This is a genomic window from Mycobacterium sp. AT1 (assembly GCF_002043095.1).
GTDB lineage: Bacteria > Actinomycetota > Actinomycetes > Mycobacteriales > Mycobacteriaceae > Mycobacterium.
This window is the reverse complement of record NZ_MVOC01000072.1, coordinates 1-24,709: the sequence shown is the minus strand read 5'-3', so window position 1 is coordinate 24,709 and position 24,709 is coordinate 1. Positions and strand designations below refer to the sequence as shown.

26 protein-coding genes are annotated in these 24,709 nt (G+C 68.9%); 9 read left to right on the top strand and 17 right to left on the bottom strand.

Features of this window, described 5'->3' with window-relative positions; translation table 11 throughout:
- The first annotated feature begins 3 nt into the window (after positions 1-3).
- Together B1790_RS29270 and B1790_RS29265 are read left to right on the top strand one after the other, a co-directional pair.
- On the top strand, positions 4-702 hold the full coding sequence (locus B1790_RS29270) for an LppX_LprAFG lipoprotein (protein ID WP_079926791.1): 699 nt from the start codon (positions 4-6) through the stop codon (positions 700-702).
- Positions 702-2,270 (top strand): MFS transporter, encoded by a 1,569-nt coding sequence (locus B1790_RS29265; protein ID WP_079926790.1) that lies wholly within the window; start codon positions 702-704, stop codon positions 2,268-2,270. The genes B1790_RS29270 and B1790_RS29265 overlap by 1 nt, the downstream gene beginning before the upstream one ends.
- A gap of 4 nt (positions 2,271-2,274) precedes the next feature.
- On the opposite strand, the gene B1790_RS34825 is transcribed toward B1790_RS29265, so the two are convergent.
- From B1790_RS34825 to B1790_RS29225, 9 genes are all read right to left on the bottom strand, one after another.
- Positions 2,275-2,430 carry a hypothetical protein gene (locus tag B1790_RS34825; protein ID WP_158083892.1) on the bottom strand — a complete coding sequence of 52 codons (156 nt, stop codon included), beginning with the start codon at positions 2,428-2,430 and terminating at the stop codon, positions 2,275-2,277.
- Between the two features lie 174 nt (positions 2,431-2,604).
- Positions 2,605-3,615 carry a bifunctional diaminohydroxyphosphoribosylaminopyrimidine deaminase/5-amino-6-(5-phosphoribosylamino)uracil reductase RibD gene (gene ribD, locus B1790_RS29260; RefSeq protein ID WP_079926789.1) on the bottom strand — a complete coding sequence of 337 codons (1,011 nt, stop codon included), beginning with the start codon at positions 3,613-3,615 and terminating at the stop codon, positions 2,605-2,607.
- Positions 3,616-3,623: 8 nt separating this feature from the next.
- Positions 3,624-4,301, bottom strand: coding sequence for a ribulose-phosphate 3-epimerase (gene rpe / locus B1790_RS29255; RefSeq protein WP_079926788.1), 678 nt, complete (start codon positions 4,299-4,301; stop codon positions 3,624-3,626).
- A gap of 31 nt (positions 4,302-4,332) precedes the next feature.
- On the bottom strand, positions 4,333-5,721 hold the full coding sequence (locus tag B1790_RS29250) for an RsmB/NOP family class I SAM-dependent RNA methyltransferase (protein ID WP_198952153.1): 1,389 nt from the start codon (positions 5,719-5,721) through the stop codon (positions 4,333-4,335).
- Positions 5,718-6,650: a methionyl-tRNA formyltransferase gene (gene fmt / locus B1790_RS29245; protein ID WP_079926786.1), complete on the bottom strand. Its 933-nt coding sequence runs from the start codon at positions 6,648-6,650 to the stop codon at positions 5,718-5,720. Before fmt ends, B1790_RS29250 begins: the two co-directional genes overlap by 4 nt.
- Positions 6,651-6,653: 3 nt before the next feature.
- Complete coding sequence (locus tag B1790_RS29240; RefSeq protein WP_079926785.1) at positions 6,654-7,190, bottom strand: LemA family protein; 537 nt, start codon at positions 7,188-7,190, stop codon at positions 6,654-6,656.
- On the bottom strand, positions 7,184-8,995 hold the full coding sequence (locus tag B1790_RS29235; RefSeq protein ID WP_079926784.1) for a DUF2207 domain-containing protein: 1,812 nt from the start codon (positions 8,993-8,995) through the stop codon (positions 7,184-7,186). Before B1790_RS29235 ends, B1790_RS29240 begins: the two co-directional genes overlap by 7 nt.
- 37 nt (positions 8,996-9,032) lie before the next feature.
- Entirely contained in the window at positions 9,033-10,976 is a 1,944-nt protein-coding gene (locus tag B1790_RS29230; protein ID WP_079926810.1) for a primosomal protein N', read from the bottom strand.
- A 50-nt stretch (positions 10,977-11,026) separates the two neighbouring features.
- Positions 11,027-11,794: a lysoplasmalogenase gene (locus tag B1790_RS29225; protein ID WP_079926811.1), complete on the bottom strand. Its 768-nt coding sequence runs from the start codon at positions 11,792-11,794 to the stop codon at positions 11,027-11,029.
- Between B1790_RS29225 and B1790_RS29220 the strand changes: the two genes are divergently transcribed.
- Genes B1790_RS29220 through B1790_RS29205 form a run of 4 tightly spaced genes read left to right on the top strand, consistent with a single transcriptional unit; the run spans position 11,757 to position 15,547 of the window.
- Positions 11,757-12,701 (top strand): alpha/beta hydrolase, encoded by a 945-nt coding sequence (locus B1790_RS29220; RefSeq protein ID WP_079926783.1) that lies wholly within the window; start codon positions 11,757-11,759, stop codon positions 12,699-12,701. The two genes, B1790_RS29225 and B1790_RS29220, sit on opposite strands and share 38 nt — an antisense overlap.
- A 5-nt stretch (positions 12,702-12,706) precedes the next feature.
- Positions 12,707-13,678 (top strand): alpha/beta hydrolase, encoded by a 972-nt coding sequence (locus tag B1790_RS29215; RefSeq protein ID WP_079926782.1) that lies wholly within the window; start codon positions 12,707-12,709, stop codon positions 13,676-13,678.
- A 7-nt stretch (positions 13,679-13,685) separates the two neighbouring features.
- A complete protein-coding gene (locus tag B1790_RS29210; protein ID WP_142271562.1) occupies positions 13,686-14,069 on the top strand; it encodes a YdeI family protein in 384 nt (127 codons plus the stop codon).
- Positions 14,066-15,547, top strand: coding sequence for an NAD(P)/FAD-dependent oxidoreductase (locus B1790_RS29205; RefSeq protein ID WP_198952151.1), 1,482 nt, complete (start codon positions 14,066-14,068; stop codon positions 15,545-15,547). Before B1790_RS29210 ends, B1790_RS29205 begins: the two co-directional genes overlap by 4 nt.
- Positions 15,548-15,562: 15 nt before the next feature.
- Here the strand turns inward: B1790_RS29205 and B1790_RS29200 are convergent, their stop codons facing one another.
- Positions 15,563-15,925: a helix-turn-helix domain-containing protein gene (locus B1790_RS29200; protein WP_079926780.1), complete on the bottom strand. Its 363-nt coding sequence runs from the start codon at positions 15,923-15,925 to the stop codon at positions 15,563-15,565.
- Positions 15,926-16,019: 94 nt separating this feature from the next.
- Here B1790_RS29200 and B1790_RS29195 point away from each other — a divergent pair, with 94 nt between their 5' ends.
- Positions 16,020-17,258: an amidohydrolase family protein gene (locus tag B1790_RS29195; RefSeq protein ID WP_079926779.1), complete on the top strand. Its 1,239-nt coding sequence runs from the start codon at positions 16,020-16,022 to the stop codon at positions 17,256-17,258.
- Entirely contained in the window at positions 17,255-18,097 is an 843-nt protein-coding gene (locus B1790_RS29190; protein WP_233165371.1) for an SDR family oxidoreductase, read from the top strand. The genes B1790_RS29195 and B1790_RS29190 overlap by 4 nt, the downstream gene beginning before the upstream one ends.
- Here the strand turns inward: B1790_RS29190 and B1790_RS29185 are convergent.
- The 7 genes from B1790_RS29185 to mihF form a co-directional block, all read right to left on the bottom strand.
- Positions 18,094-18,831 (bottom strand): SDR family NAD(P)-dependent oxidoreductase, encoded by a 738-nt coding sequence (locus B1790_RS29185; protein ID WP_079926778.1) that lies wholly within the window; start codon positions 18,829-18,831, stop codon positions 18,094-18,096. The two genes, B1790_RS29190 and B1790_RS29185, sit on opposite strands and share 4 nt — an antisense overlap.
- Positions 18,832-18,841: 10 nt before the next feature.
- On the bottom strand, positions 18,842-19,855 hold the full coding sequence (locus B1790_RS29180; protein WP_079926777.1) for an acetamidase/formamidase family protein: 1,014 nt from the start codon (positions 19,853-19,855) through the stop codon (positions 18,842-18,844).
- A 109-nt stretch (positions 19,856-19,964) separates the two neighbouring features.
- A complete protein-coding gene (gene metK, locus B1790_RS29175; protein ID WP_198952152.1) occupies positions 19,965-21,176 on the bottom strand; it encodes a methionine adenosyltransferase in 1,212 nt (403 codons plus the stop codon).
- Between the two features lie 141 nt (positions 21,177-21,317).
- Complete coding sequence (coaBC, locus tag B1790_RS29170; RefSeq protein WP_079926775.1) at positions 21,318-22,574, bottom strand: bifunctional phosphopantothenoylcysteine decarboxylase/phosphopantothenate--cysteine ligase CoaBC; 1,257 nt, start codon at positions 22,572-22,574, stop codon at positions 21,318-21,320.
- Positions 22,575-22,588: 14 nt separating this feature from the next.
- Entirely contained in the window at positions 22,589-22,885 is a 297-nt protein-coding gene (gene rpoZ / locus B1790_RS29165) for a DNA-directed RNA polymerase subunit omega (protein ID WP_056548269.1), read from the bottom strand.
- A 50-nt stretch (positions 22,886-22,935) separates the two neighbouring features.
- Entirely contained in the window at positions 22,936-23,505 is a 570-nt protein-coding gene (gene gmk, locus B1790_RS29160) for a guanylate kinase (RefSeq protein ID WP_079926807.1), read from the bottom strand.
- A 29-nt stretch (positions 23,506-23,534) separates the two neighbouring features.
- A complete protein-coding gene (gene mihF / locus B1790_RS29155; RefSeq protein WP_057165041.1) occupies positions 23,535-23,858 on the bottom strand; it encodes an integration host factor, actinobacterial type in 324 nt (107 codons plus the stop codon).
- Positions 23,859-24,413: 555 nt separating this feature from the next.
- On the opposite strand from mihF, the gene B1790_RS29150 reads away from it, so the two are divergent.
- Positions 24,414-24,709: hypothetical protein (locus tag B1790_RS29150; protein WP_079926774.1), on the top strand; the 296-nt coding region annotated here is incomplete at its 3' end.

Genomic DNA, 24,709 nt, shown 5'->3' with positions numbered 1-24,709 from the left:
TTCATGCAGACGCGCCATCGCATTGCCGTCCTCGTGTCCATCTTCGCTGCGCTCGTGCTCGTCGCGGGTTGCAGCTCGTCGCCGGAGAAGTCCAACGCCCCACTTCCCGACGCGGCGTCGCTACTCAAGGACTCCAACCAGACCACCAGCGCGCAGACGAGCGTCCACCTCGAACTCGTGGTGACCGGCAAGATCAAGGAACTGCCCATCGAGACCCTGACCGGTGACCTGACCAACGTCCCCGTCGTGGCGGCGCAGGGCAAGGCCAGCATCATCGCCTTCGGCCAGACCTTCAAGGACGTCGACTTCGTCGTCGCCGACGGCGACCTCTACGGCGCACTCACGCCAGGCAGCTTCACCAACTTCGGGCCCGCATCCGAGATCTACGACGTGTCCAAGATCCTGAACCCCAAGGTCGGTCTGGCCAACGTGCTCGCCAACTTCGCCGATCCGAAGGCCGAGGGCCGCGAGACGATCAACGGCGTGAACACCGTAAAGGTGACCGGCAAGGTCAACGCCGCAGCCGTCAACGGGCTGGCCAACCTCGGCGCCTCAGGCGACGTGCCGGCGACCGCGTGGATCACCGAAGACGGCGACCACGCCCTGATCCGGGCCAAGCTGGACCCCAGTGAGGGCAACAGCGTTCAGATGACACTGAGCGACTGGGGCAAGACCGTCACCGTCACCAAGCCCGCCGCGTAATGGCTCGCGTGACGTCCAAGCCCGGGGGCACTGCCACGCCCAAGGCGACCAACCGGCGGATCGCGATCAGCGCGGGCGGGCTCGCCGTCCTGCTCGGCGCCCTCGACACGTATGTCGTCATCACGATCATCAACGACATCATGCGGGACATCGGAATCTCGCTGAATCAAATTCAGCGCGTCACCCCGATCATCACCATGTACCTGCTCGGGTACATCGCGGCGATGCCGCTGCTGGGACGGGCGTCGGACCGCTTCGGCCGCAAGCTGGTGCTGCAGGTCAGCCTGGCGGGCTTCGCGGTCGGGTCGGTGGTCACCGCGCTGTCGGACGACCTGTTCACCATCGTCATCGGTCGTTTCATCCAGGGCACCGCCAGCGGTGCACTGCTGCCGGTGACGCTCGCGCTGGCGGCCGACCTGTGGGCCGCGAAGGGGCGGGCGTCGGTGCTCGGCGGCATCGGCGCGGCACAGGAGCTCGGCGCCGTCTTGGGTCCGCTCTACGGCGTCGCGGTGGTGTGGGCACTGACCTCGTGGCGTGACGTGTTCTGGATCAACGTGCCGCTCGCGATCATCGCGATGGTGATGATCCACTTCAGCCTGCCGTCGAGGGACCCGGACGAGCCGCGCGAGAAGGTCGACGTCGTCGGCGGCGGGCTGCTGGCCGTCGCCCTCGGCTTGATGGTCTTCGGCATGTACAACCCGTCACCCGACGGCAAGCAGGTCTTCCCCAGTTGGGGGCTGCCCGTCCTCGGCGTGGCGCTGGCGGTGGCGATCGCCTTCTTCGTCTGGGAGAAGGTCGCCAAGACCCGGCTCATCGATCCGACCGGCGTGAAGTTCCGGCCGTTCCTCGCCGCCCTCGGTGCCTCGCTGTGCACCGGTGCGGCCTTGATGGTCACTCTGGTCAACGTCGAGCTGTTCGGGCAGGGCGTGCTCGGCAAGGAGCAGAACGAAACCGTCCTGCTGCTGCTGTGGTTCCTTGGCGCACTGCCCGTCGGTGCCGTTCTCGGCGGCTGGATCGCCACCCGCATCGGCGACCGCATCGTCGCGTTCGTCGGACTGTTGATCGCGGCGTTCGGCTACTGGCTGGTGTCCCACTGGACCGTGGACGTGCTGTCGGCGCGCCATGACCTGGTGCTGTTCACACTGCCCGCGTTCGACACCGACCTGATTCTCGCCGGCTTGGGCCTCGGCCTGGTGATCGGGCCGTTGACGTCGGCCACCCTGCGCACCGTGCCCGCCTCCCAGCACGGCATCGCGTCCGCAGGGGTGGTCGTGTCCCGGATGATCGGCATGCTCATCGGATTGGCTTCGCTCAGCGCGTGGGGGTTGTACAAGTTCAACCAGTACCTCGCCGAGATGCCGAAGCCCAAGGGCAGCAACTTGATGGAGATCGGCGCGCAGCTCGCCGCCAACGTGCGCAACGCCTACACGATGCAGTACGGGCAGATCTTCTTCATCACCATGGTGGTGTGCTTGGTGGGTGCGTTCCTGGGCCTGCTGATCGCGGGCAAGCACGAGCACGCCGAGGATCTCGACACGTCGACCGACAGCGTCGGCGCGCAGCGCTAGCGCCTCAGCAGCGCTCGACGCCGGGGCTGATCAGTTTCAGTTCGGTTCCGGCGTCGGCTTCTTGGGCGTGCAGCACCGCGCGCAGCGGGCGGCACACCGCGTCGACGATGGTGGTCGGGTCGACGGGGCGAAAGCTGAGCCAGTCCTGCAGTGCAGTCATGCTCTTCGTCCTTTGAGAGATGGTCCTTCGTTCCTGGGTCCAATTTTACGGACGCCACTGACACCAACCGGGTCCCCGTGGGGCGGTTGAGGTCTCAAAGAGGTAACGAGTGTCCGAACGGAGAAAATTCCCACGTGACGCGAGTCACATTGGCCGCCAAGCGAATTGCAGGTCTCACGCCGACGAGGCCGGCACCAGGCTCATCCGCAGGTCGGGTCCGAGCCGAAGGATGCCGTCGTAGCGCCATCGTTGGGCCGCCACGATGCTCGCCACACCGACGTCGTCGACCGCGGTGATGGGTCCACCCAGCAAAATCGGCGCGACATAGGCCAGGATGCGGTCGACGACGCCGGCCCGCAGGAATGCTCCCGCCAGGGTGGGTCCGCCCTCCAGCAGCACGGCGGTTCGGTCCGACAACGCCCGAATGACCTCGTGCGGGTCGCGGGTGCGGATCACCATCGTCCGCGAGTCGTCGTTGAGAACCCTGGCGTCCGGCGAGATGTCCCGCTCGCCGACCACCACCCGCAGGGGCTGCCGGTCGGCCAGCGACCCGTCGGGCAGCCGCGCCGTCAAGGTCGGATCGTCGACGAAGACCGTGCCCGTCCCGACGACGATCGCGTCGGCGACCGCACGGAGCCGGTGCACGTCGGCACGGGCCGCCTCGCTGGTGATCCACTGACTGCTGCCGTCGGCGGCGGCGCTGCGCCCGTCGACGCTCGAGGCGAACTTCCACGTGACGTGGGGCCGCCCGGTGCGCTGCCGGTGCAGCCATTCCCGAAGGCTGCCGCCGGCGACGTCCTCGGCAAGCACCCCGACCTCGACCGAGATCCCGGCGTTCGTCAGCCTTTTCGCCCCGCCCGCGGCAACCGGATTCGGATCCGCGACGGCGTACACCACCGTCGCCACGCCTGCGGCGACGAGCGCATCCACGCAGGGCGGCGTTCGGCCGTGGTGGTTGCACGGTTCGAGGGTGACCACCGCCGTGCCGCCGAGCGCTCGCTCCCCCGCCCGGCGCAGCGCGACGACCTCCGCGTGCGGCCCACCGGCCGGTTGCGTCGCACCGACACCCGCGATGTGACCGTCGCGGTCGAGGATCACCGCGCCGACGGGTGGATTCGGATAGGTCGTGCCCTTGACGCCGTCGGCCTGGGCGATGGCCGACCGCATGGCGTCGTCGTAGTTCATCGGGGCGGTCAGGCCAGCAGATGTTTGGACGCCACGGCGGCCTGACGCCGGAGATTCTCGACGGCCTGCCCGGGGTCGGCAGCGCCGAACACCGCCGAGCCGGCCACGAAGCAGTCGACGCCCGCCTCGGCCGCCGCCTCGATGGTGTCGGCGTTGATCCCGCCGTCGATCTCCACGACGATGGTGAGCTCTCCCGCGTCGACCAGTCGCCTCACCGCGGCGACCTTCGACAGCACCTCGGGCATGAACTTCTGGCCGCCGAATCCGGGTTCGACGGACATCACCAGCAGGGTGTCGAACTGGCGGAGGATCTCGAGGTACGGCTCGATCGGGGTGCCGGGCTTGACGCTCAGCCCGGCCTTGGCGCCAGCCGCCCTGATGTCGCGGGCCACGGCGACCGGGTCGTCGGTTGCCTCGGCGTGGAAGGTCACGTTGTAGGCGCCGGCCTCGGCGTACGGCGGTGCCCACCGCGCGGGGTCGTCGATCATCAGGTGGCAGTCCATCGGGATGTCGGTGGCCTTCAGCAGGCTCTCCACGACGGGCATGCCGAGCGTCAGATTCGGCACGAAGTGGTTGTCCATCACGTCGACGTGCAGCCAGTCGGAGCCGGGTACCTTCGCGGTCTCGTCGGCGAGGCGCGCGAAGTCGGCGGCGAGGATCGACGGCGCGATCATGGGTTTGGGCATGGCGGCAAGCTTAGGGCTCCTTGGGTTCACGTCATCGCTGCACGCGCAACGCGGCCGCGAACATGGCGTCCGTCCCGTGCCGATGCGGCCACAGCTGCACGTACGGCCCCGGCCCGAGGTCGGGCATCGGCTCCCTACCCGCGTCGAACAACGGCCGGGCGTCGAGAGCCGTCACTGGCTGGCGGCGCAGGGCGTCGGCCACCACGCCGACGGTCTCCGCGAGATGCGGCGAACACGTCGCGTACAGCACCACGCCCCCGTCGCGGGTCAGCGCGATGGCGGCGGCGAGCAGCTGCTTCTGCAGTTTGGCCAGGGCGGGGACGTCACCGGGCTGACGACGCCACCGCGCCTCGGGTCGGCGCCGCAACGCGCCAAGGCCCGTGCACGGCGCGTCGACAAGCACCCGGTCGAAGGACTCGGCGGGCAGCCCGGTCTCGCGTCCGTCGACCCTGAGCACCTCGACGTCCAGGCCACGTAGGGTCTGCTCGACCAGCTCGGCACGGTGTGGTGTCGGCTCGACGGCCGTCACGCGGGCCCCCGTCCCTGCGGCGACGGCGGCCAGGATCGAGGCCTTGCCGCCGGGGCCTGCGCACAAGTCGAGCCAACGCTCGTCGGTGCCCTCGACGGGTGCCAGGGTCAGTGCCCGGGCGACGAGCTGGCTGCCCTCGTCCTGGACCTGGGCTTGCCCGTCGCGCATCGCGTCGAGCTGCCCGGGGTCGCCTCCCGACAGGTACACCGCGTACGGCGAGTAGCGGCCGACCTCGCCGTCGACGGCCAGGGCAAGATCCTGCGCCGTCACGACGCCGGGCCTGGCAGCCAGGTGCACCAGCGGTCGGTCGTCGTCACTGGCGAGCAACGCCCGCAGTTCGCCCGCGTCGGCACCGAGTGCGTCGGCGAACGACTGCGCGATCCAGCGCGGGTGCGCGTGGGTGAAGGCGATGTTGCCGACCGGATCGGTGTCGGCGGACGGTGCCAGTTCGGCGACCCAGGACGCTTCGTCGCGGGAGGCGATCGTCCGCAGCGTGCCGTTGACGAAACCCGCACGGGCCGTGTCGAATTCGATGGCGGCCTGTTCGACGGTGGTGTCGACGGCGGCGTGGGCGTCGACGCGGGTGCGCAGCAGCTGATAGGTGCCGAGCCGCAACAGGTCGAGCAGAGCGGGGTCGATGCGTTCGAGCGGACGGTTGGCCGCGTGCACGATGACGGCGTCGAGCAGGCCCAGTGCGCGGCAGGCGCCGTAGGCGAGTTCGGTGGCGAAGGCGGCGTCGCGCCCCGAGACGTGCCGTTCGCGGAGCAGCGTTGGCAGCACCAGGTTGGCGTAGGCGTCGCGTTCCGAGACGGCCCGCAGCACGTCGAAGGCGGCCTGGCGCGCGGGGTCGAGCGGCTTGCGCGCGCGGCGCTTGCCCTGGGGCCGGGTCACTGGGCGCACGCGTTCTCGTCGAGGCGGGCTCCCCTGGCCCAGTCGGCGGCCTTCATCGGCTTCTTACCGGGCGGTTGGATCTCACCGAGCAGCACCGGGGCCGACGACGTTCCCACGTGAACTCCTTGGCGGTCGACGCGAATCCTGCCGGGAGGCAACGGGTCCTGCTCGTCTTGTTCGAGGTTCACCGGACCCACCTTGATCCGGAGGTCTCCGATCATGGTCCACGCACCGGGGTTGGGGGTCACCGCGCGAATCCTACGGTCGACGACTTGGGCGGGCAGGTCCCATCGCACCCGGGCCTCCTCGACGGTGATCTTCGGTGCGACCGTCACGCCGTCGGCCGGTTGCGGGACCGCCGTGAGCGAACCGTCGGCGATGCCGTCCATCGTCCGCTCCAGCAGCATCGCCCCCGAGATCGACAGGCGCTCGAGGAGGTCACCTGCGGTGTCGGTGGGGCGGACGGTCTCGGTCACCACGCCGAACACCGGACCGGAGTCGAGGCTCGGCTCGATGAGGAATGTGGTGGCACCGGTCACCTCGTCGCCGGCGGCGATCGCGGCCTGCACGGGCGCGGCGCCCCGCCATGCGGGGAGCAACGAGAAGTGCAGGTTGACCCAGCCGAGCCGAGGAACTCCGAGCAGTCCGTCCCGCAGCAGTGCCCCGTAGGCGACCACGGCGCAGCAGTCGGGGGCCAAGTCGCGCAGTTCGGCGACGAACTCCTCGTCGTTGGGCCGCGACGGACGCAACACCGGGATGCCGGCGTCGAGAGCGAACCGAGCCACCGGTGACGGTGCCGGCTTGCCACGCCGACCCGAGGCGGCGTCGGGTCGCGTCAGCACGGCGACCACCTCGTGGAGTGGGGAGTCGACGAGACGCCGCAGTGAAGGAAGAGCGGGTTCTGGGGTGCCCGCGAAGATGATTCGCAATTCTCAACCGTTGATTTGGTAGTACTCGCGTTCGGAGACCCCGGCCAGGGGGGCGACGAACATCCACGGGATCGTGGTGAGGGATTTGTTCAGCGTGGCGACCGCGTCGTTGTAGTACTGGCGGGCGAACGCAAGCTTGTTCTCGGTGTCGGCGAGGTTCTCCTGAAGGTTCAGGAAGTTGTTCGAGGAGTTGAGCTGCGGGTAGCTCTGGCCGAGCGCGAGAAGTGGTCGCAGCGCGGTGTCCAACTCGCGCTCCGCGGCGCTACGGTCGGCGACCGACGTGCCCGCGGTCGCGGTGGTCAGGGCGGCGCGCGCATCGGTGACGTGGTCGAGCACGCCCTTCTCGTGGGCGGCGAAGGTCTGCACCGTGTGCACCAGGCTGGGGATCAGCGACGCCCGGCGGGTCAGCTCGACGTCGACGCCGGCCAGCGCCTCCGAGACGCGGACGTCTGCCGAACGAATCTTGTTGTAGCCCAGCACGAAGCCAGCCAGGACCAGTACGAGAAGCACCACGACCAGTATCAGTGTCGAACTCACCACGAGCCTCCTCCTCCCCCGCCGCCGCCTCCGCCGCCACCGCCGCTGGAGCTGCTGCTGCTGCTGCTCGAGGAGGAGGACGACGACTGCGACGCCGTATAGGCGCCGATGGACGACGACAACGCCGACTCGAAGCTGTCGAAGTCCGGGCCACCGGAGTGGCCGCTCACCCCGTAGCCGCCCGACGTCGTCGACGACGGGTACCAGTCTGGCTGCGGTGCAACGGTTCCCACGGTGTCGCTGTACTTCTTGGCCCAGAGGGCCGCGGCACCGCCCGCGATGGCGAACGGGACGTAGGCCGTGTAGAGGTCCTTGCGCGCCGCGAAGTCGAATCGCGTCTCGGCCGAATCGGTGGACAGCAGACGGTGGAATCCGCCTGCCTGCGACCACAATTGGCGCCCCGCGGCGGTCCGACGCATGCCGACGCCGCTGGCCCAGGAGCGCCGGGAGAACAGGAAGAACGCGATGAACGGCAGTCCCCACATGGTGGCCGGGAAGCCCCAGCGGAAGAAGCCGCAGACGGCCAGGATGACGGACAGCCCGTTGGCCGAGCGCACCCACAGCTCCTTGCGACGCGTGACCATCAGCTTCTCGTCCAGCGCCCACTCCCGAACCGCCGCGGTCATGTCTGTCTTCGCCTTGGTAAGCCTCTTGCCTGCGGTGACCGTCTTCTTGGCCTCGAACTCCTTGCCGGGACCCATCACCTTGAGCGCCGCCCCGACGGCGATCGCGACGGAGTCGACGTCCGCCCACGCCGAGGCTTCGGCGGTGCCCCGCACGTTCCACTGCTTGTCGTTGACCTGCTCGAGCTCGACGAGCTTGCGCTCGGCGAGATGGAAGAGGGTGGCTGTCAGCCCGTTCGTGGGCACCTCTTCGGTGCGGATGTACTCGGTCTGCACGGGGCCGAGCCCGGGGGGCGGCGCGTATTGCACGGGGAAGCCGGGGTCCGGCTCGACGGTGGTGCGGTACCAGAGGTAGGCCATCAGCGCGCCGGCGACCGAGAGCCCGAGGACCCAGGCCACGCCGCCGATCGACCGGCCGAGAACCCGGTCCCACTCGTAGGACCACGGCAGGCTGGTGCGCGGCGGGGTCGGCACGTCGACGCCGGCACGCAGGGTGACCGGCGTGCGGGGCGCGAGGTTCGCGGCGCTGAGCTCGATCGTGCTGCCCGACACCGTGAGCCCGTCGCACGGGCGTCCGGTGCCGAAACCGACGGAGCATTCGGCACCGGTGACGTCCGCGGGCATCGTCACGCGGACGCGCACCCGGTCGATCTCGTTGTTCCACGACGGGGCGATGACGTTCCAGAAGAACGCCGACGTCGAGTCGGGGTCCCCGACGACTTTGGCGAAGCTGCGGTTCTCGCCGACGGCGCCAGGGTCGAGGACGCCGGCGATCGAGTACCGGAGTTCGTAGACGTGGGTCCCCGGTGACAGCGTGCTGTCGGCGTCACCGATCTTCGCGACGCGGAACCTGTCCCCGGACTCCCACAGCAGCTGATACGGCACGGGCTCGCCGTCCATGAGGATGGAGGTGACGGTGGGTTCCTGGCGCACGCGCGGGCTGTTCGGGTTGGCGACGTCCCAGTAGCGGAAGAGGCCGTGCCGTCCCGAGGGGAACTCCCCGCGAATGGTTTCGACGGCGTTGAGCCGGCCGTCGGCGGCGACGGTGAAGTCGGCCCGGTAGTCGCTGATCACGACCGGATCGTCGGCCGCCACCGAGGCGCCGACACTCCCGAACACCAAGGGCCAGAGCAGTCCGGCGGCAATCAAGATCACCAGGACGAGCCAGCCGAAGATCCGCTTCATTGCACCTCCCCCTGCTAGCCCGCCCGTTGGGTCGGACTCACCCTATGTGCAACGGGTCGATCTGCACACGAACGGGCGGTTGGTCGTGGCGGGCGCTGAAGACGCCGGTGGCGCGGCGAAGCGCCGAGGCCAGTTCGAGGCCGGTGTCGCGGGGAACCCGGACCAGCATGCGGGCCACCTCGGCGTCGCGGTCGGTCCCCGGCAGCGCGCGGGCCCCCGGCGGAAGGTCAACGGGACCGAGGACCTCGGAGCTCTCGGGCAGGCGGGCCGCCTCGAGCAGCGCCGCCACGGCCGCCGGCGGACCGTCGACCGCGGCCATGTGCGATGCGGGCGGCAAGCCGACCTCGGCCCTGGCGGCGAGCTCAGATTCGGCGTGGCCGACGGGATCCCAGCGGATCAGCGCCTGCACGGTCGGGATCGCGGACTCGGCGACCACGGCAACCACTCCGCCGTCGCCGCGCCGCCGCACCAGGGCCGCGGCCGCCATCCACCGGCGCAACGCGTCCTCGGATGCGCGCAGGTCCTGACGCCCGAGCAGCGCCCAGCCGTCGAGGAGCAACGCCGCGCCGTAGCCGCCGATCGCGGCGGGCTCGGCCCCTGGGGTGGCCACGACCAGCGACGGTGTGGCCGGTACTTCGGCGACCATCGCGTCGCCGCCCGAGGTGACCACCGTGGTACCGGGAAAGGCGCGGCCCAGTTCCTCCGCCGTCCGTCGGGCTCCGACGACGACGGCCCGCACGGCGTCGGAACCGCAGCGCACGCAGCGCAGGGCCGGTTCGATGCGACCGCACCACCGGCAGACGGCCCCCGCCGCGCGGTCCGGCAACGACATGGGCCCGGTGCAGTGCCTACACCTGGCGATGGTTCGACACTTCCCGCAGGCCAGCGCCGGGACGTAGCCACGCCGGGGCACCTGCACCAGGACGGGATGTCCCGACCGAAGCGCCGCCCGGGCCGCGTCGAGCGCCATCGTCGGCAACCGTGCGGTGTGCGCGGCGGCGTCACGTTCCTGGGTGAAACCGCTGTCGTCGAGCGCGATCACCCGCGGGGTCCGCGTCCGCACCGTCGGTCGGGTGGCCACCAGATCGTGGGCCCAGCGGCTGGCGACCAGCGCCTGCGCCTCGGCCGTCCTTGCGTAGCCGGCGATCAACGCGGCGCAGCGCAGCTGGTGGGCGCGCAGCATTGCGACCTCGCGCGCGTGCGGGTACGGCGACCGCGGCTCGGCCAATGTGTCGTCGCCGTCGTCCCAGACCATCACCAGCCCGAGGTCGGCGACGGGCGCGAACACCGCGCTGCGGGTGCCGATGACGAACCTGGCGTGCCCCCGCAGCACCGACAACCATCGGCGATACCGCTGCGACGGCCCGAGCCCCGCCGACAGGGCGACCGTCGCGCCCTCACCGACGTGCCGGACCGCGGCCGCGTACAGCGCGTCGACGTCGCGCTGGTCGGGGACGACGGCCAGCACCGAACGGCCGGACTGCACGACCACCGCCGCGGCCTCGGCGAGCCGGTCGGTCCACGGCTCGCCAGGCAACGCCTGCCACACCGCGCGGGCGGCCCGACCCTCGGCGAGCGCGTCGAGGAACTGCGTGCCTCCGTGGTAGTCGCCCCACGCCGACGGGTCGACGGTCGACGGGGTCGCCTGGGGAGCGTCGGGGACGGGCTGCTTCTCCACGGTTGCGTGCCGCGGTGGCACCGCAAGACGCAGGACGTCGGGCCTGGTTCCGGCGTAGCGGGCGGCGACCGCGTCGACCAGGCGCCGAACCTCGGGTGTCAGGACCCGCTCGCTGGACACCACCCGATCCAGCCAGCCCAGCTTGCCGTCGTGGTCGGTCTCGGATCGCCGTTCGAGGATGAACGCGTCCACCAGCCTGCCGTGGAAGCGCACCTTGACCCGCACCCCCGGCTGCGCGTCGTCGGATTGCTCGGCGCTGACGAGGTAGTCGAAGTCCCGGTCCAGATGTGGCACCGACAGCATCGGGAGCACCCTGGCGATGGGCTCGTGCTCGGCCGCCTGCCTGATGTCGGTCACTCGGGTTGTGTAACAGACGGTCCCGACTCGGACCGACCGCGGCCGAAGAACAACCCGGCGGTTATCAACAGCAGCGACGCCGCATACGCCCACCAGATCGGCACCGCCAACGCCTCGGAACCCAGGACGAAGCGCCCGATCCCGATCATCCCGTCGGACACCGCGAAGCACACCGCGCCCAGCGCGGTCCACGGCGTCGGCAGGTCGGCCAGCAGAGCAGCGCACACCATCGCGGCGAGCACCACCATGTAGAGGACCACCGGGATCGCCATGCCCTCGACGATCAGCCGGGGCCAGAACCAGACCAGCAGCGTCACACACGCCACGCAGACGACGACGGCGGTCGCAACCCTGGCCGGAACCCTGGCGGCCAGCGGCACCAGGGCCGCCAGGAAGCAGAGGTGCGCGACGAGAAACGCGCCGAGTCCCAGTACGAACGACGGCTCCCACCACGGCATCGCGAGGAAGAAGTCCCCCGCGGCCGAGAACACCAGCGCAGGCACCAACCAACGGCGTTCACGTCGGACGGGATGGCTAAGGGCGGCCGCCGCGAGCAGCACCGCAGCCAGCGCCTTCGCGGCGGGTTGGGCGCCGAACTGGCCCGTCAGCTCAGCGCCCACAGGCGAGTGAAGCGCCACAACGACGAGGAAGACGCCATACCCGGCGCCGACGACCGCCGCTGCGCCCCACAGCGTTCGCGTTGGGCGCGATGCGTACGGTGAGCCGATGCCCGAATCAGCCGACAAACCGCCTCTGGACGCCATCCTGCAGAAGGTACTGGAAGCGGTTCCCTTCCAGTTGACGACCGAGGGTGGACCCGAGGCGGCCCGCGCGCGGTTCCGCGACCTGCCGCGGCAACCGGTGCACCAGGAGCTGCGCGTCGAGGACCGCACGGTCGACGGTCCCGGCGGGCCGATCCCGATCCGGCTGTACTGGCCGCCCGAGGCCGACGCCGGTCCCGTGCCGGTGGTGATGTTCTTCCACGGCGGCGGCTGGGTTGTCGGCGACCTGGACAGCTACGACAACGACGCCCGCCGACACGCGGTGGGTTCGGGCGCGCTGGTGGTGTCGGTGGAGTACCGCCTGGCACCGGAGCATCCGTACCCCGCAGCGGTCGACGACGTATGGGCCGCGACCCAATGGGTCGCCGCGAACGCCGCCGATCTCGGGGCGGACCCGACGCGGTTGGCGGTCGCGGGCGACTCGGCAGGCGGCAACCTCGCGGCGGTGGTGGCCCAGGTGGCCCGCGACTCGGACGGACCGCCGATCGCCTTCCAGCTGCTGTGGTACCCGGCGACGACCTGGGACACCACCCTGCCGTCGTTCACCGAGAACGCCGACGCACCCATCCTCGCGGTGGACGCGGTCGCCGAGTTGTCCCGCTGGTACGCGAAGGGCCAGGACCTGAGGAACCCACCCGCGACGTTGGTGCCCGGCAGGGCGACGGACTTCGCCAACCTGGCACCCGCATACATAGCGGTGGCGGGCCACGATCCGCTGCGCGACGACGGCATCAGGTACGGCGAGCTGCTGAGCGCCGCCGGTGTCCCCGTCGAGGTACACAACGCCGAGACGCTGGTGCACGGCTATCTGGGCTATGCCGGGGTGGTGCCCGCCGCCACCGACGCCGTCGAACGTGGGTTGTCAGCGCTTCGTCGCGCGCTAGCCTGAGGCACATGACGGAGACCACGTCCGAACGGCCCGGCATCGACCCGATTCTCAAGATGCTCCTCGACGCGGTACCGCTCGAGTTCACCGTCGACGACGGTGTCGAGGTGGCCCGCGAGCGATTCCGCGCGGTCACGCCGCCCGCGGAGATGTTGCCGGACATGCGAATCGAGGAGCGGACGGTCGGCTACGGCGAGCTCGTCGACGTTCCCGTCCGCATCTACTGGCCGCCCGTCGAGGCCCACACCGACCTCCCCGTGGTGGTGTTCTACCACGGGGGTGGCTGGGCGATCGGCGACCTCGACACCCACGACCACGTGGCACGGGCGCATGCGATCGGCACCGAGGCGATCGTGGTGTCGGTCGACTACCGCCTGGCTCCGGAGCATCCCTTCCCCGCCGGCGTCGACGACGCCTGGGCTGCGCTGCAGTGGGTCGCCGAGCACGCGGTGGAACTGGGCGGGGATCCGACCCGGATCGCCGTCGCGGGCGACTCCGCCGGTGGCAACCTGGCGGCGGTGATGGCGTTGCGGGCCAGGGACGCCGGCGGCCCCCCGCTGGTGTTCCAGTTGCTCTGGTATCCGGTGGCCGTTGGGAATCTCTCGGCGCCGTCGTTCACCGAGAACGCCGACGCCCCGATCCTGAACGCGGACGTGATGACGGCCTTCCTGACCTGGTACCTGCCCGGTCTGGACATGGCCGATTCCACCACCCTCCCGACCGACGTCGCCCCGGCCAACGCGGAAACGCTGGCCGGCTTGGCGCCCGCCTTCGTCGGCACCGCGGAGCACGACCCGCTGCGCGACGACGGCGGTAAGTACGCTGAATTGCTGGCCGCCGCAGGCGTTCCCGTGCAGTTGAGCAACGAGCCGACGATGGTGCACGGCTACGTCAGCCTGGCCATGGCGTCGCCCGCTGCCACCGAGGCCACCAATCGTGGGCTGGCCGCGCTCAGGGCGGCGCTGCACCCCGGCGGGTGACGGTCCGATGACTGACCGCGAGGTGCTGGACGTCCGGGCCCCCGAACACTGGGAGCAGTGGCTCGACGCGAACCACGACACCGCCTCCGACGTGTGGGTTCGCCTGTTCAACAAGGCAGCCGGTGACGTACCCCTCGGCTACGGCGAGGCCGTCGAGATCGCCCTGTGCTTCGGGTGGATCGACAGTCTTGCCCGCGGGTATGACGACGTGTCGCGGATTCAGCGGTTCAGCCCGCGCAAACCCAAGAGCGCGTGGTCGAAGTCCAACGTCGAACGGGTGGCCCGGCTGATCGAATCGGGTCGGATGAGACCGCAGGGTCTTCGGCACGTCGACGCCGCCAAGGCCGAGGGACGTTGGCCGCCAGTCCAAGCCGACGGAGGCACCCCGTGAGCGCACCCGACTTTCACACGATCATCGTCGGTGCCGGGTTCTCCGGCATCGGTGCGGCGATCCAGCTCGACAAGGCCGGCCTCGGCGACTACCTCATCGTCGAGGCGGGTGAGGAGCCAGGCGGAACCTGGTACTGGAACACCTATCCCGGCATCGCCGTGGACATTCCGTCGTTCTCCTATCAGTTCTCCTTCGCGCAGAGCGCGGACTGGTCACGCACCTACGCCAAGGGCGCCGAACTCAAGCGTTACGCGCAGCGGTGCGTCGACGAGTACGGATTGCGCCGCAAGATCCGGTTCGACACAAAGGTGGCAGCCGCGTCGTTCGAGGACGAAACTGATTGCTGGCGTGTCGAGTTGGACGACGGCGACACCCTGACGGCCCGCTTCCTCGTCAACGCCAGCGGCGTGTTGAGCGTGCCGAAGCTGCCCGACATCGACGGCGTGGACGGTTTCGCCGGCATCACGATGCACACCGCGCGATGGGATCACTCCCAGGTCCTCACCGGCAAGCGCGTGGCGATCATCGGCACTGGCGCCTCGGCCGTTCAGGTGATTCCGGAGATCGCCCCAATCGTCGAGCAGCTCAGTGTCTTTCAGCGCACGCCGATCTGGTGCATGCCGAAGCTGGACGTGCCGCTGCCCGCCGCCGCCCGCTGGGCGATGCGCATTCCGGGTGGCAAGGTGCTCCAGCGCGTGCTGAGCCAGGCCTACGTCGAGCTGACGTTCACCATCTCGGCGCAGTACTACACCGTGTTTCCGCTGGCCAATCGCGCCGAGAAGATGGGAAGGGCGTTCCTGAAGCGGGAGGTGCACGATCCTCGGGTGCGCGACAAGCTCACGCCGCGCTATGCCGTCGGGTGCAAGCGCCCCGGATTCCACAACACCTACCTGGCGACGTACAACCGCGACAACGTCGAGCTGGTCACCGAACCGATCGAGAAGGTCACCGCGTCGGGAGTCGTCACCGCCGACGGCGCCGAGCGCGAGGTCGACGTGCTGATCCTGGCCACCGGTTTCAAGGTGATGGACGTCGACAGCATTCCCACGTTTCCGGTCACCGGGCCGGGCGGTCGGTCGCTGGCCCAGTTCTGGTCGGAGCGACGCCTGCAGGCCTACGAGGGCGTGAGCATCCCCAACTTTCCGAACTTCTTCACCGTGATGGGCCCCTACGGCTACGTCGGCTCGTCGTACTTCGCCCTCATCGAGACGCAGACCCACCACATCGTGCGGTGCCTCGCGCAGGCGTCACGCGAGGCGGCCACCCGCGTCGAGGTGTCGGGTGCAGCCAACGACCGCTTCTTCGCCGAGATGATGCGCAAGCGGCACCGGCAGATCTTCTGGCAGGACAGCTGCTCCCTGGCGAACAGCTACTACTTCGACAAGAACGGCGACGTGCCGCTTCGGCCCACCACCACCGCCGAAGCGATTTGGCGCAGCCGTCGCTTCCCGCTGACCGACTACGAGTTCAGCCGCTGATCGGCTCCGCGGGCATCACGACCGTGCACCCGGAGGGATCGGTCGGCCGTCGTCGTCGACGGGGGCACCTGCCCACACCCGCAACGCATCCATCGCGGGACCGAGTGCACTGCCCCGTTCGGAGAGTCGGTAGGTCACGCTGACCGGTGGCCCCGGTTCGACCTCCCGCTCGACCAGGCCAATTGTCCGCAGTTCGGTGAGGCGTTCGCTCAGAACGCGTTTCGACAGGGCGGGCAGCGCCGCATGAAGTTCGCCAAATCTGGCCTGCCGCTGTAGCAGCAGGTCGATGATCAGGCCCGTCCACCGCTTGCCGAGCACACCGAAGATCTCCTCGGTATACGAACAGGCGCGCAGCGGAGGTAGCCCCGTCTCGGTCATCCCCTCAGTCTACGAACGGGTCGACAAAAGACCTACTAGGTAATAATTTGTAACTAGATTACTCAACGGGACGACTTACCGAGGAGGTACGCGGATGACCGACGAACCCGAAACGGACACCACCGCTCAGACGTACGACCTGGTGATCCACCGCGCGCACGTCTTCGACGGCCACCGCGACCGCACGGGATTGCACGACGTGGCCATCCACGGCGACACGATCGCCGCCATCTCGACCGAGCCACTCCGCGGGCAGGCCGAGGTCGACGCCGCGCAAGGCTGGCTGATGCCGGGCCTGATCGACACGCACGTGCACGTCTACGACGTGGGTGCCGTGCGGGACGCAGAATCGATGCGGGCGTTCGAGGACGACGAACTCCCCGGTCTGCTCGACCACTTCCTGCACCACGGCGTCACCACGATCAAGTCGGTGGGCGATCCGACCTCGGCCATCTTGGCTACCCGCGCGAGGATCGCGGCGGGCGAACTACGGGGTCCGCGGCTCCTGGCAACGGGCTGCGGGGTGACGGGGCGCGACGGACATCCCGCCGCCACCGTGTTCGCCGACAACCCCTGGGCCAGAGAACGTTTCACCGCAGAAGTCGACGACGCCCATCAGATGCGGGACCTCGTGCACGAACTGGCGGACAAGGGTGTCGACGCCATCAAGCTCCTGTCCGAAGGCGCCTGCGACTGCCGCGACACACGACCCTACGTGTGGCAGAACCCTGCGTTCCCCGATGCCGTCGACCTGATCCGCCTGCCCCGCGGATTGCTCGCGGCCGGCGTCGACGCGGCGCATGAGGTCGGCCTTCGAGTCACCGTGCACACCACCCAGCAGGATGCGGCGCGCGAAGCGGTCGACGCCGGCGCCGACGGTCTCGAGCACGGGGTCACCGTCGAGCCGCTCACCGACGACTCGCTGGTCGAATCGATGGTTGAGCGCGACGTCACCTATACACCGACCCTCTGGGTTCACGACGCGATACATCCGCACGCCCGTGGCAACGTCAAGAAGGTGGCCGACGCCGGCGTGAGCATTGCGCTGGGCAGCGACACCTTCACGGGCAGGGGGCTATTCGGAGCCAACACGGTCGAGGAAGCCGAACTCGTGGTCGCCGCCGGGCTGACGCCGATTCAGACACTGCGGACGGCCACCAGCGCCGCGGCGCGGAAATGCGGGCGTCCCGACCTCGGGACGGTCGTACCGGGCGCACGGGCCGACCTCGTCCTGCTCGCCGCCGATCCGACGGCCGACATCGGCAACCTTCGCCGCCTCCGCATGACGATCCTGGGCGGCGTCGTCGTCTCTGAAGGCGACGTCCGCCAGTGAGGACGTGGTTCATCACCGGCATCAGCAGCGGCTTCGGCCGCGAGATGACCGAACAGCTGCTGACGGCAGGCGATCGTGTCGCAGGAACCGTCCGGACGCCTTCTGCGGTCGCCGATCTTACGGCGCGGCACGGTGATCGCTTGTGGCTCGGGGTACTCGACATGACCGACGTCGCCGCGATCAAGACGACCGTCGACGCAGCCTGGGCAGCGGTTGGCCGCGTCGACGTGGTGGTCAGCAATGCCGGCTACGGACTACTGGGGGCCGCCGAAGAGGTCACCGATGACCAGATCCGCCACCAGGTCGACACGAATCTCCTGGGGCCGATCCACCTCCTGCGAGCCGCGCTACCGCGCCTGCGCGCGCAAGGCGGTGGCAGAATCCTCCAAATATCAAGTCTCGGAGGCCAAGTCGCCATCCCCGGCAGTTCGCTCTACCACGCGACCAAGTGGGGGGTCGAAGGGTTCGTGGAGACCGTCGCGCAGGAGGTAGCCGTGTTCGGGATCGGCTGCACCATCGTCGAACCCGGCAGCGCGCGCACCGGCTTCCGCCACCGCAGCGCTGTCGTGGGACACCGCGTCGCGGACTACGACGCGTCACCCTCCCGCCGCCTCAACGACATCGTCGACGACACCTCCCAGCTCCCCATCGGGGACCCAGCGAAGATCGTCGCGGCCGTCATCGCCTCGGTCGACCGCGAACCCGCCCCACTACGCCTGGCCCTGGGTAGCGACAGCTACGAGCAGATCACCAAATCGCTGACCGGCCGCCTCGTCCAACTGGAGGCGCAGCGCGAACTGGCTCTCTCCACCGACTTCGAGGAGTCGACCGACCGCTAGAACTGCACGCCGCGCGTCAGTGCGCCGTCGACGACGAGGTTGGTGCCCGTGACGAAGCTGGCTGCCGAACTGCTAAGGAAGACAACGGCATTGGCGACCTCCTGCGGGGTCGCCATCCGGCCCGTCGGATTGAGCGCGAGGGCCGTCGCGAAGAGCTCGGGATCGTTCTCCTCGATCGACGGCCACACGCCGCCGGGAAAGTACGTGTTGCCGGGGCTGACCGTGTTGGCCCGCACTCCCTTGCCTGCGAGGTTGAACGCGAGGCCCTGCGTGTAGTGGATGATGGCGGCCTTCATCGTGCCGTAGGGGCCCGAGGCGAAGTCGATTTCGCGCCCGGAGACACTCGAGATCGTCACGATCGAACCCGCGTCGGCAGAGAGTAGATGCGGCAGTGCCGCTTCCACCAGGCCGATGGTGCCCATCAGGTCGACGTCGAAGCTGGTGCGCCAGTTCTCCGGACTGTCGGCGATGGCGAGCGCGCTGACGTTGGCCACCACGCCGTCGATCCCGCCGAGGGCAGCGGCGCTGTCGTCCACCCACGCCTTCAGCGCTGCGGCGTCGCCCACGTCCACCGCCGTGCCGATCGCCGACTCGGCGCCCGCCCCCGCTTCGACAGTCCGGGCGCAGTACGCCACGGCCGCACCCTCGGCCAGCAGTCCGTCGACCACCGCCCTGCCGATACCCCTGGTGCCTCCCGTGACGAGGAAGCGCTTGCCTGTCAGTCCGAGTTCCATGGATGTCCCCTCAGTAAGAGATCGAGCCCAGAGACTTTGCAGCCCTGCGCATTTCGTCGTGGATGCCGCCGAAGGCGGGGGCGATCGGCAGCAGTCGCTTGTCGACCTTGGTCACTGCGCTGTAGTTGGTGTCGACCACGTTCGCGATCGGCACCTCCGAGATCTGACTCAGCAACTGGTAGGCGTCTAGACGGTCGAGGCCGTACAGCTCGCCGAGCCAACCGACCATTTCGACCTGGCCCGCCCGCCAGGCCTCCTCGAGTGGGCGTCCGGAGCCGATGCACATCAGGTGGGTGTCGGTCTCGACTCGCGGCCAGGCCGGCCCGCCGCCCTTGATCAGGTCGACGATGGCGGTCACGTGCATCGCGCCCTCCACCGCGGTCCCGCACGACTCGCCTTCACCCTGCCGGTAGTGCCCGTCACCGATGGAGAACAACGCCCCGTCGACGTTGACCCTCAGATAACACGTTGCGCCGGCGGCCATTTCGGGGCTGTCCATGTTGCCGCCGAAGTAGTCGGGCACCAGCGACGTCCGCACCTCACGCCGCGCCGGCGCGACGCCGACCGTGCCGAGCATCGGGTTCGAGGGCAGGCGCAGCTGAAAGTCACTCGCCAGCGCCGAGAACCCGAGCGTCTCGGTGCCCGCGTCATAGTCGTAGATGTACGTGCGCTCGTCCAACGGGTCCTGCAGCGTCGGGCTGGCCGGAATGCTGGTCAGGCCACCGAAGAACGGAATCAGGGTCGACGCGCCCCAGGTGCGGGCGGGCGTCAGGTCGACCAGGTGCACCGCCAGGGTGTCCCCAGGCGCGGCGCCCTCGATCCAGAACGGCCCCGTCTGGGGGTTGAGGTCCTCGGTGTCCAGTGCCGTGGTGGCGACGTCGTCCCTGCTGGTGATGCGGCCGCCGTACGCGTCCTCGGTCCACAGGGTCAGCGCGGTCCCCGGCTTGATCCGCATCACCGGCGCGGCGCCGCCGAAGGTGTAGGCGAGCTGGTCGACGGTTGGCACGAAGGTGACGTGATCCATCAGGCCATCCTGCTGGATTGCGTCGCCTCGCGCCCACCCGACCCGCGCGACCAGACGCAAAGGGCCCTGAATCGCGAGGATTCAGGGCCCTTTGTGTCTGTTCGGCAGGCTAAACGGAAGCCTTGAGCTCCTCGACCTTGTCCGTCCGCTCCCACGGCAGGTCGACGTCGGTGCGGCCGAAGTGACCGTAGGCCGCCGTCGGCGCGTAGATGGGGCGCAGCAGGTCCAGGTCGCGGACGATCGCACCGGGGCGCAGATCGAAGACCGAGGTGATGGCCTTCTCGATGCGGGCCGGGTCGACGGTCTCGGAGCCGAACGTCTCGACGAAGAGACCGACGGGGGCGGCCTTGCCGATCGCGTAGGCGACCTGAACCTCGACGCGCTCGGCCAGGCCGGCCGCGACGACGTTCTTGGCCACCCAGCGCATCGCGTACGCCGCGGAACGGTCCACCTTCGACGGATCCTTGCCGGAGAACGCGCCGCCACCGTGGCGGGCCCAGCCGCCGTAGGTGTCGACGATGATCTTGCGTCCGGTCAGACCCGCGTCGCCCATCGGGCCGCCGAGCACGAACTTGCCGGTCGGGTTGACCAGCAGCCGGTAGTCGGAGGTGTCCATCGTGTCGTGGTTCAGGTCGGCCAGGACGGTGTTGACGACCTTCTCGCGGATGTCCGGGGTCAGGCCACCCTCGAGGTCGACGCCGTCGGCGTGCTGGGTGGACAGCACGACGGTGTCCAGCCGGACCGGCGTGTTGCCGTCGTACTGCACGGTGACCTGGGTCTTGCCGTCGGGCCGCAGGTAGTCGAGCACGCCGCTCTTGCGGACCTCGGTGAGCCTGCGGGCGAGGCGGTGCGCGATCGCAATCGGCAGCGGCATCAGCTCGGGCGTGTCCCTGATGGCGTAGCCGAACATGAGTCCCTGGTCGCCGGCGCCCTGGGCGTCCAGCGGGTCGCCCGCGCCTTCGACGCGCGCCTCGTGCGCGGTGTCGACGCCCATCGCGATGTCGGGCGACTGCGCGCCGATTCCGATGTTCACGCCACAGGTCTCGCCGTCGAAGCCCTTGTCGGACGAGTCGTAACCGATCTCGAGGATTCGCTCACGGACCGTCTTCGGGATGTCGGCGAACGCTTCCTTGGCCGTCGTGGTGACCTCACCGACGACGTGCACCTGACCGGTGGTCACCAGGGTCTCCACCGCGACCCGCGACTTCGGATCCTGCGCCAGCAGTGCGTCGAGCACCGAGTCGCTGATGGCGTCGCAGATCTTGTCGGGGTGCCCCTCTGTTACCGACTCACTGGTAAACAGCCGACCTTTGCTCACGATGTCATCCCCTTCTAAAGCTTAGTTGTGCGAATCATATCGATACCCGATGTCGCCGCCGGGGCGGCTCCGTGCCTTGCTGCAGCCAAGCGTGCGTCCCGGCGGGCCGCAACCCTTACGCGCAGGGTGTTGCTGTCGAGCCCGTCACTCCGCACGGCTTCCAAGGAACGCAGCGATCGCGTCCACGATACGGCTAGACATCAACGTCTTCGAACCGTGCTCCAGCGCGACGTCGTTGCCGTCAGCCGCCAGGAGCCACCCGTCGTTGTTGTCGACCTCGAATGCCTTGCCCTCGCCGACGGCGTTGACGACGAGGAGGTCACAGCCCTTGCGCTGCAATTTCGCGCGCGCATGGAACAGCACGTCGCCGTTGGCGTCACCCGTCTCGGCGGCGAATCCGACGATGGCGCGCATGTTGGGCAGCTGACCGTCGGCACGGGCTCTGACGGTGCCCGCGAGCACGTCCTCGGTCCTGGTGAGTTCGATGGAGGGTGCCGACGCGGCGTTCGGGTCGTGGGACTTCTTGATCTTGCTGGTCGCGACGTGGGTGGGCCGGAAGTCGGCGACGGCCGCGGCCATCACGAGGACGTGGGCGTCGGGTGCGTGCTTGGACACCGCGTCCTGCAGTTGGTGGGCCGAACCGATGTGTACGACGTTGACGCCCGCGGGGTCGGCGAGCCCGGCGGTGTTGCCCGCGATCAGGGTGACGTCGGCACCGCGCTGAGCGGCTACCCGAGCCACGGCGTAGCCCTGCTTGCCCGAGCTCCGGTTGCCGATGAACCGCACCGGGTCGAGGGGTTCACGGGTGCCGCCCGCGGTGACGAGCACCTTCACCCCCGACAGATCGAAGGGCAGCGCGTCGGGCCGATCGAGCAGCAGTTGGGCCAAAGTGGTGATCTCCTCCGGCTCGGGGAGGCGGCCTGCGCCGCTGTCGGAGCCGGTGAGTCGGCCGGACGCCGGTTCGAGGACCACGTTCCCGCGGCGGCGCAAGGTCTCGACGTTCTGAACCGTCGCCGGATGGAACCACATCTCGGTGTGCATCGCGGGGGCGAAGACCACGGGACATCGCGCGGTCAGCAGCGTTGCGGTGAGGAGGTCGTCGGCGCGTCCCGAGACCGCACGGGCCAGCAGATCCGCGGTCGCCGGTGCGACGACCACCAGGTCAGCCTCCTGGCCGATGCGGACGTGCGGAACTTGGTCGACGTCTTCGAAGACGCCCGTCCGGACCGGTTGGCCGGAGAGCGCTTCGAAGGTGGCGGCACCGACGAAACGCAGGGCAGATTCGGTGGGAACCACCCGAACGGAGTGCCCTGCTTCGGCGAGCTGACGGACCACCGTGCACGCCTTGTAGGCGGCAATGCCGCCTGCGACGCCCACGACGACCCGTTTGCGCTCGGTCATGTCGAAGCCGGGTCTTAGTGTTCGCCCTCGGTGTGCTCGAGGAGGTCACCGTGAATCTCGCGCATCGCGATCGACAGCGGCTTCTCCTGCAGGCCCGGCTCGACGAGCGGACCGACGTATTCGAGGATGCCGTCGCCCAACTGGTTGTAGTAATCGTTGATCTGGCGCGCTCGCTTGGCGGCGTAGATCACCAGCGCGTATTTGCTGGACGCGCGGGACAGCAACTCGTCGATCGGCGGGTTGGTGATGCCCAGCGGCGTGTCATAGGCGTTGGCGGCGTCGGAGTCGAAGCTCTCGACAGGGGTTGTCACGAAGTTATCTCCTGGCGTTTTCGCTGGGGGCCGAGCTGTCTGCTGATCGGTCACGCCGGATCCGGCGTGTGGCCCATCAGCAAGGATACCAATTCTGAACAGGCAAATTCCAATTGCTCGTTGACGACGACCACGTCGAACTCATCTTGGGCGGCGAGTTCGTCCCGTGCGGTGGCGAGTCTGCGCTCTCTCACCTCGGGGCTTTCGGTGCCGCGGCCTACCAGTCGGGACTCCAGCGCCTCCCAACTTGGGGGGGCCAGGAACACCGACAGGGCCTCCGGCATGGCGGCCTTTACGGCCTGGGCGCCTGCGAGGTCGACCTCGATCAGGACGGGACGTCCAGCTCGGGCGGCCGCTCGGACGGGTTCTGCGGGCGTTCCGGATCGGTGCAGCCCGCGGTGAATCTCGGCCCACTCCAGAAGCGCACCGTCGTCGATCAACTGCTGAAAATGCTGGGCGGTGAGGAACCTGTAATCGATTCCGTCGACTTCGCCGGGCCGTGGCGACCTGGTGGTCGCCGAAACGCTGAAGTACAGGTCCGGCACCCGCTCTCGCAGGCACCGAACCACCGTCGACTTGCCGACGGCCGAAGGACCGGACAGCACCACGACTCGACTCATCGCAACCGCCGACCGGTCCTTCGCCGGCACTAATCTGCCGTGAAGTCGAACTTTTCCAGCAGGGCCTTGCGCTGACGATCGCCCAGACCGCGCAAACGGCGGGTGGGTGCGATCTCGAGCTCGGTCATGATTTCCTGTGCCTTGACCTTGCCAACCTTCGGCAACGCTTCGAGCAACGCGGAAACCTTCATCTTGCCCAAGACCTCGTCGCTCTCAGCGTCCTTGAGGACCTGCTTGAGGTTGGTGCCGCCACGCTTGAGTCGATCCTTCAATTCAGCTCGCGCTCGACGTGCGGCGGCAGCCTTCTCCAACGCTGCCGCGCGCTGTTCGTCGGTCAACTGGGGAAGGGCCACGGGTTCCTCCGTCTCTCGCCATCTTTGAACTGGCCATCATCATCTTGTGTCTTGACTGGTTGGAGAACCAGCCAGCGACGACGACCGTACCCACGGCCGCTGACGAAAGCTAACCCCACCCCCCGCTTTCCGGGGTCAAAAGCGCAGCGTGTAGGGCCATCCGCCCAAAATCGCGATCCTCTTGGGCTAGCTCGGGCAGAGCTAGCTGAAAACGCCGTCGTGCCTGCATAGGGGGGGTTTTCAGCGGTTCACCGGCCCCGTCGATCGGGGTACGGCGACGACGTGTCGGCCGAGACGTCATCTGGGGCGGTCCGATTACTGAGAATTTCCCTGGTCATCGCATGTCGGGCGTGTCGGCGACGCCCTAGCCGATGAGCGAAGCGCCTCGTTCGTCACACGGGTTGCGTCAGTCACGTACGCAACAGAGGTTCAACCGTTACCGGACGCACAGCGGGCGCAAATCGTCCCCAGGGCGGGCGCCCATGTGGGCTCCCTAACGTCGCGTCGGCGTGGCGAATTCGCCTCGTGGAGACGACTGAGAGTGGAGAGAATCTGATGACCTTCAAACGGGCCCTGTACGCGTCGACGCTGGCCGCCGGAGTCGGACTGAGCGGGCTGTTGGGCGTCGGCCTCGGCACGGCGTCAGCCGATCCTGGCCAGTGCAACACGCCGGGCCAGCCGCCCTGCGGGCAAGACCAGCACGACAACTGGCGCCCGAACGACAACCGGGGTCCCAACGACAACCGGGGGCCCGTCGACTGGCAGCACCGCGGCGTCGACCAAGGCCGTCAGGACCATCAACCGTTCAACTGGAATGGCCAGCAGGTCACCCCGTTGCCGGCCGGCAACGG

Coding starts and splice junctions, on each gene's coding strand:
- B1790_RS29270 (WP_079926791.1), top strand. CDS start 4: ATGCAGACGCGCCATCGCATTGCCGTCCTCGTGTCCATCTTCGCTGCG.
- B1790_RS29265 (WP_079926790.1), top strand. CDS start 702: ATGGCTCGCGTGACGTCCAAGCCCGGGGGCACTGCCACGCCCAAGGCG.
- B1790_RS34825 (WP_158083892.1), bottom strand. CDS start 2,430: ATGACTGCACTGCAGGACTGGCTCAGCTTTCGCCCCGTCGACCCGACC.
- ribD (WP_079926789.1), bottom strand. CDS start 3,615: ATGAACTACGACGACGCCATGCGGTCGGCCATCGCCCAGGCCGACGGC.
- rpe (WP_079926788.1), bottom strand. CDS start 4,301: ATGCCCAAACCCATGATCGCGCCGTCGATCCTCGCCGCCGACTTCGCG.
- B1790_RS29235 (WP_079926784.1), bottom strand. CDS start 8,995: ATGAAGCGGATCTTCGGCTGGCTCGTCCTGGTGATCTTGATTGCCGCC.
- B1790_RS29230 (WP_079926810.1), bottom strand. CDS start 10,976: ATGCTGTCGGTGCCACATCTGGACCGGGACTTCGACTACCTCGTCAGC.
- B1790_RS29220 (WP_079926783.1), top strand. CDS start 11,757: ATGCCCGAATCAGCCGACAAACCGCCTCTGGACGCCATCCTGCAGAAG.
- B1790_RS29225 (WP_079926811.1), bottom strand. CDS start 11,794: ATGGCGTCCAGAGGCGGTTTGTCGGCTGATTCGGGCATCGGCTCACCG.
- B1790_RS29215 (WP_079926782.1), top strand. CDS start 12,707: ATGACGGAGACCACGTCCGAACGGCCCGGCATCGACCCGATTCTCAAG.
- B1790_RS29210 (WP_142271562.1), top strand. CDS start 13,686: ATGACTGACCGCGAGGTGCTGGACGTCCGGGCCCCCGAACACTGGGAG.
- B1790_RS29200 (WP_079926780.1), bottom strand. CDS start 15,925: ATGACCGAGACGGGGCTACCTCCGCTGCGCGCCTGTTCGTATACCGAG.
- B1790_RS29195 (WP_079926779.1), top strand. CDS start 16,020: ATGACCGACGAACCCGAAACGGACACCACCGCTCAGACGTACGACCTG.
- B1790_RS29185 (WP_079926778.1), bottom strand. CDS start 18,831: ATGGAACTCGGACTGACAGGCAAGCGCTTCCTCGTCACGGGAGGCACC.
- B1790_RS29180 (WP_079926777.1), bottom strand. CDS start 19,855: ATGGATCACGTCACCTTCGTGCCAACCGTCGACCAGCTCGCCTACACC.
- coaBC (WP_079926775.1), bottom strand. CDS start 22,574: ATGACCGAGCGCAAACGGGTCGTCGTGGGCGTCGCAGGCGGCATTGCC.
- gmk (WP_079926807.1), bottom strand. CDS start 23,505: ATGAGTCGAGTCGTGGTGCTGTCCGGTCCTTCGGCCGTCGGCAAGTCG.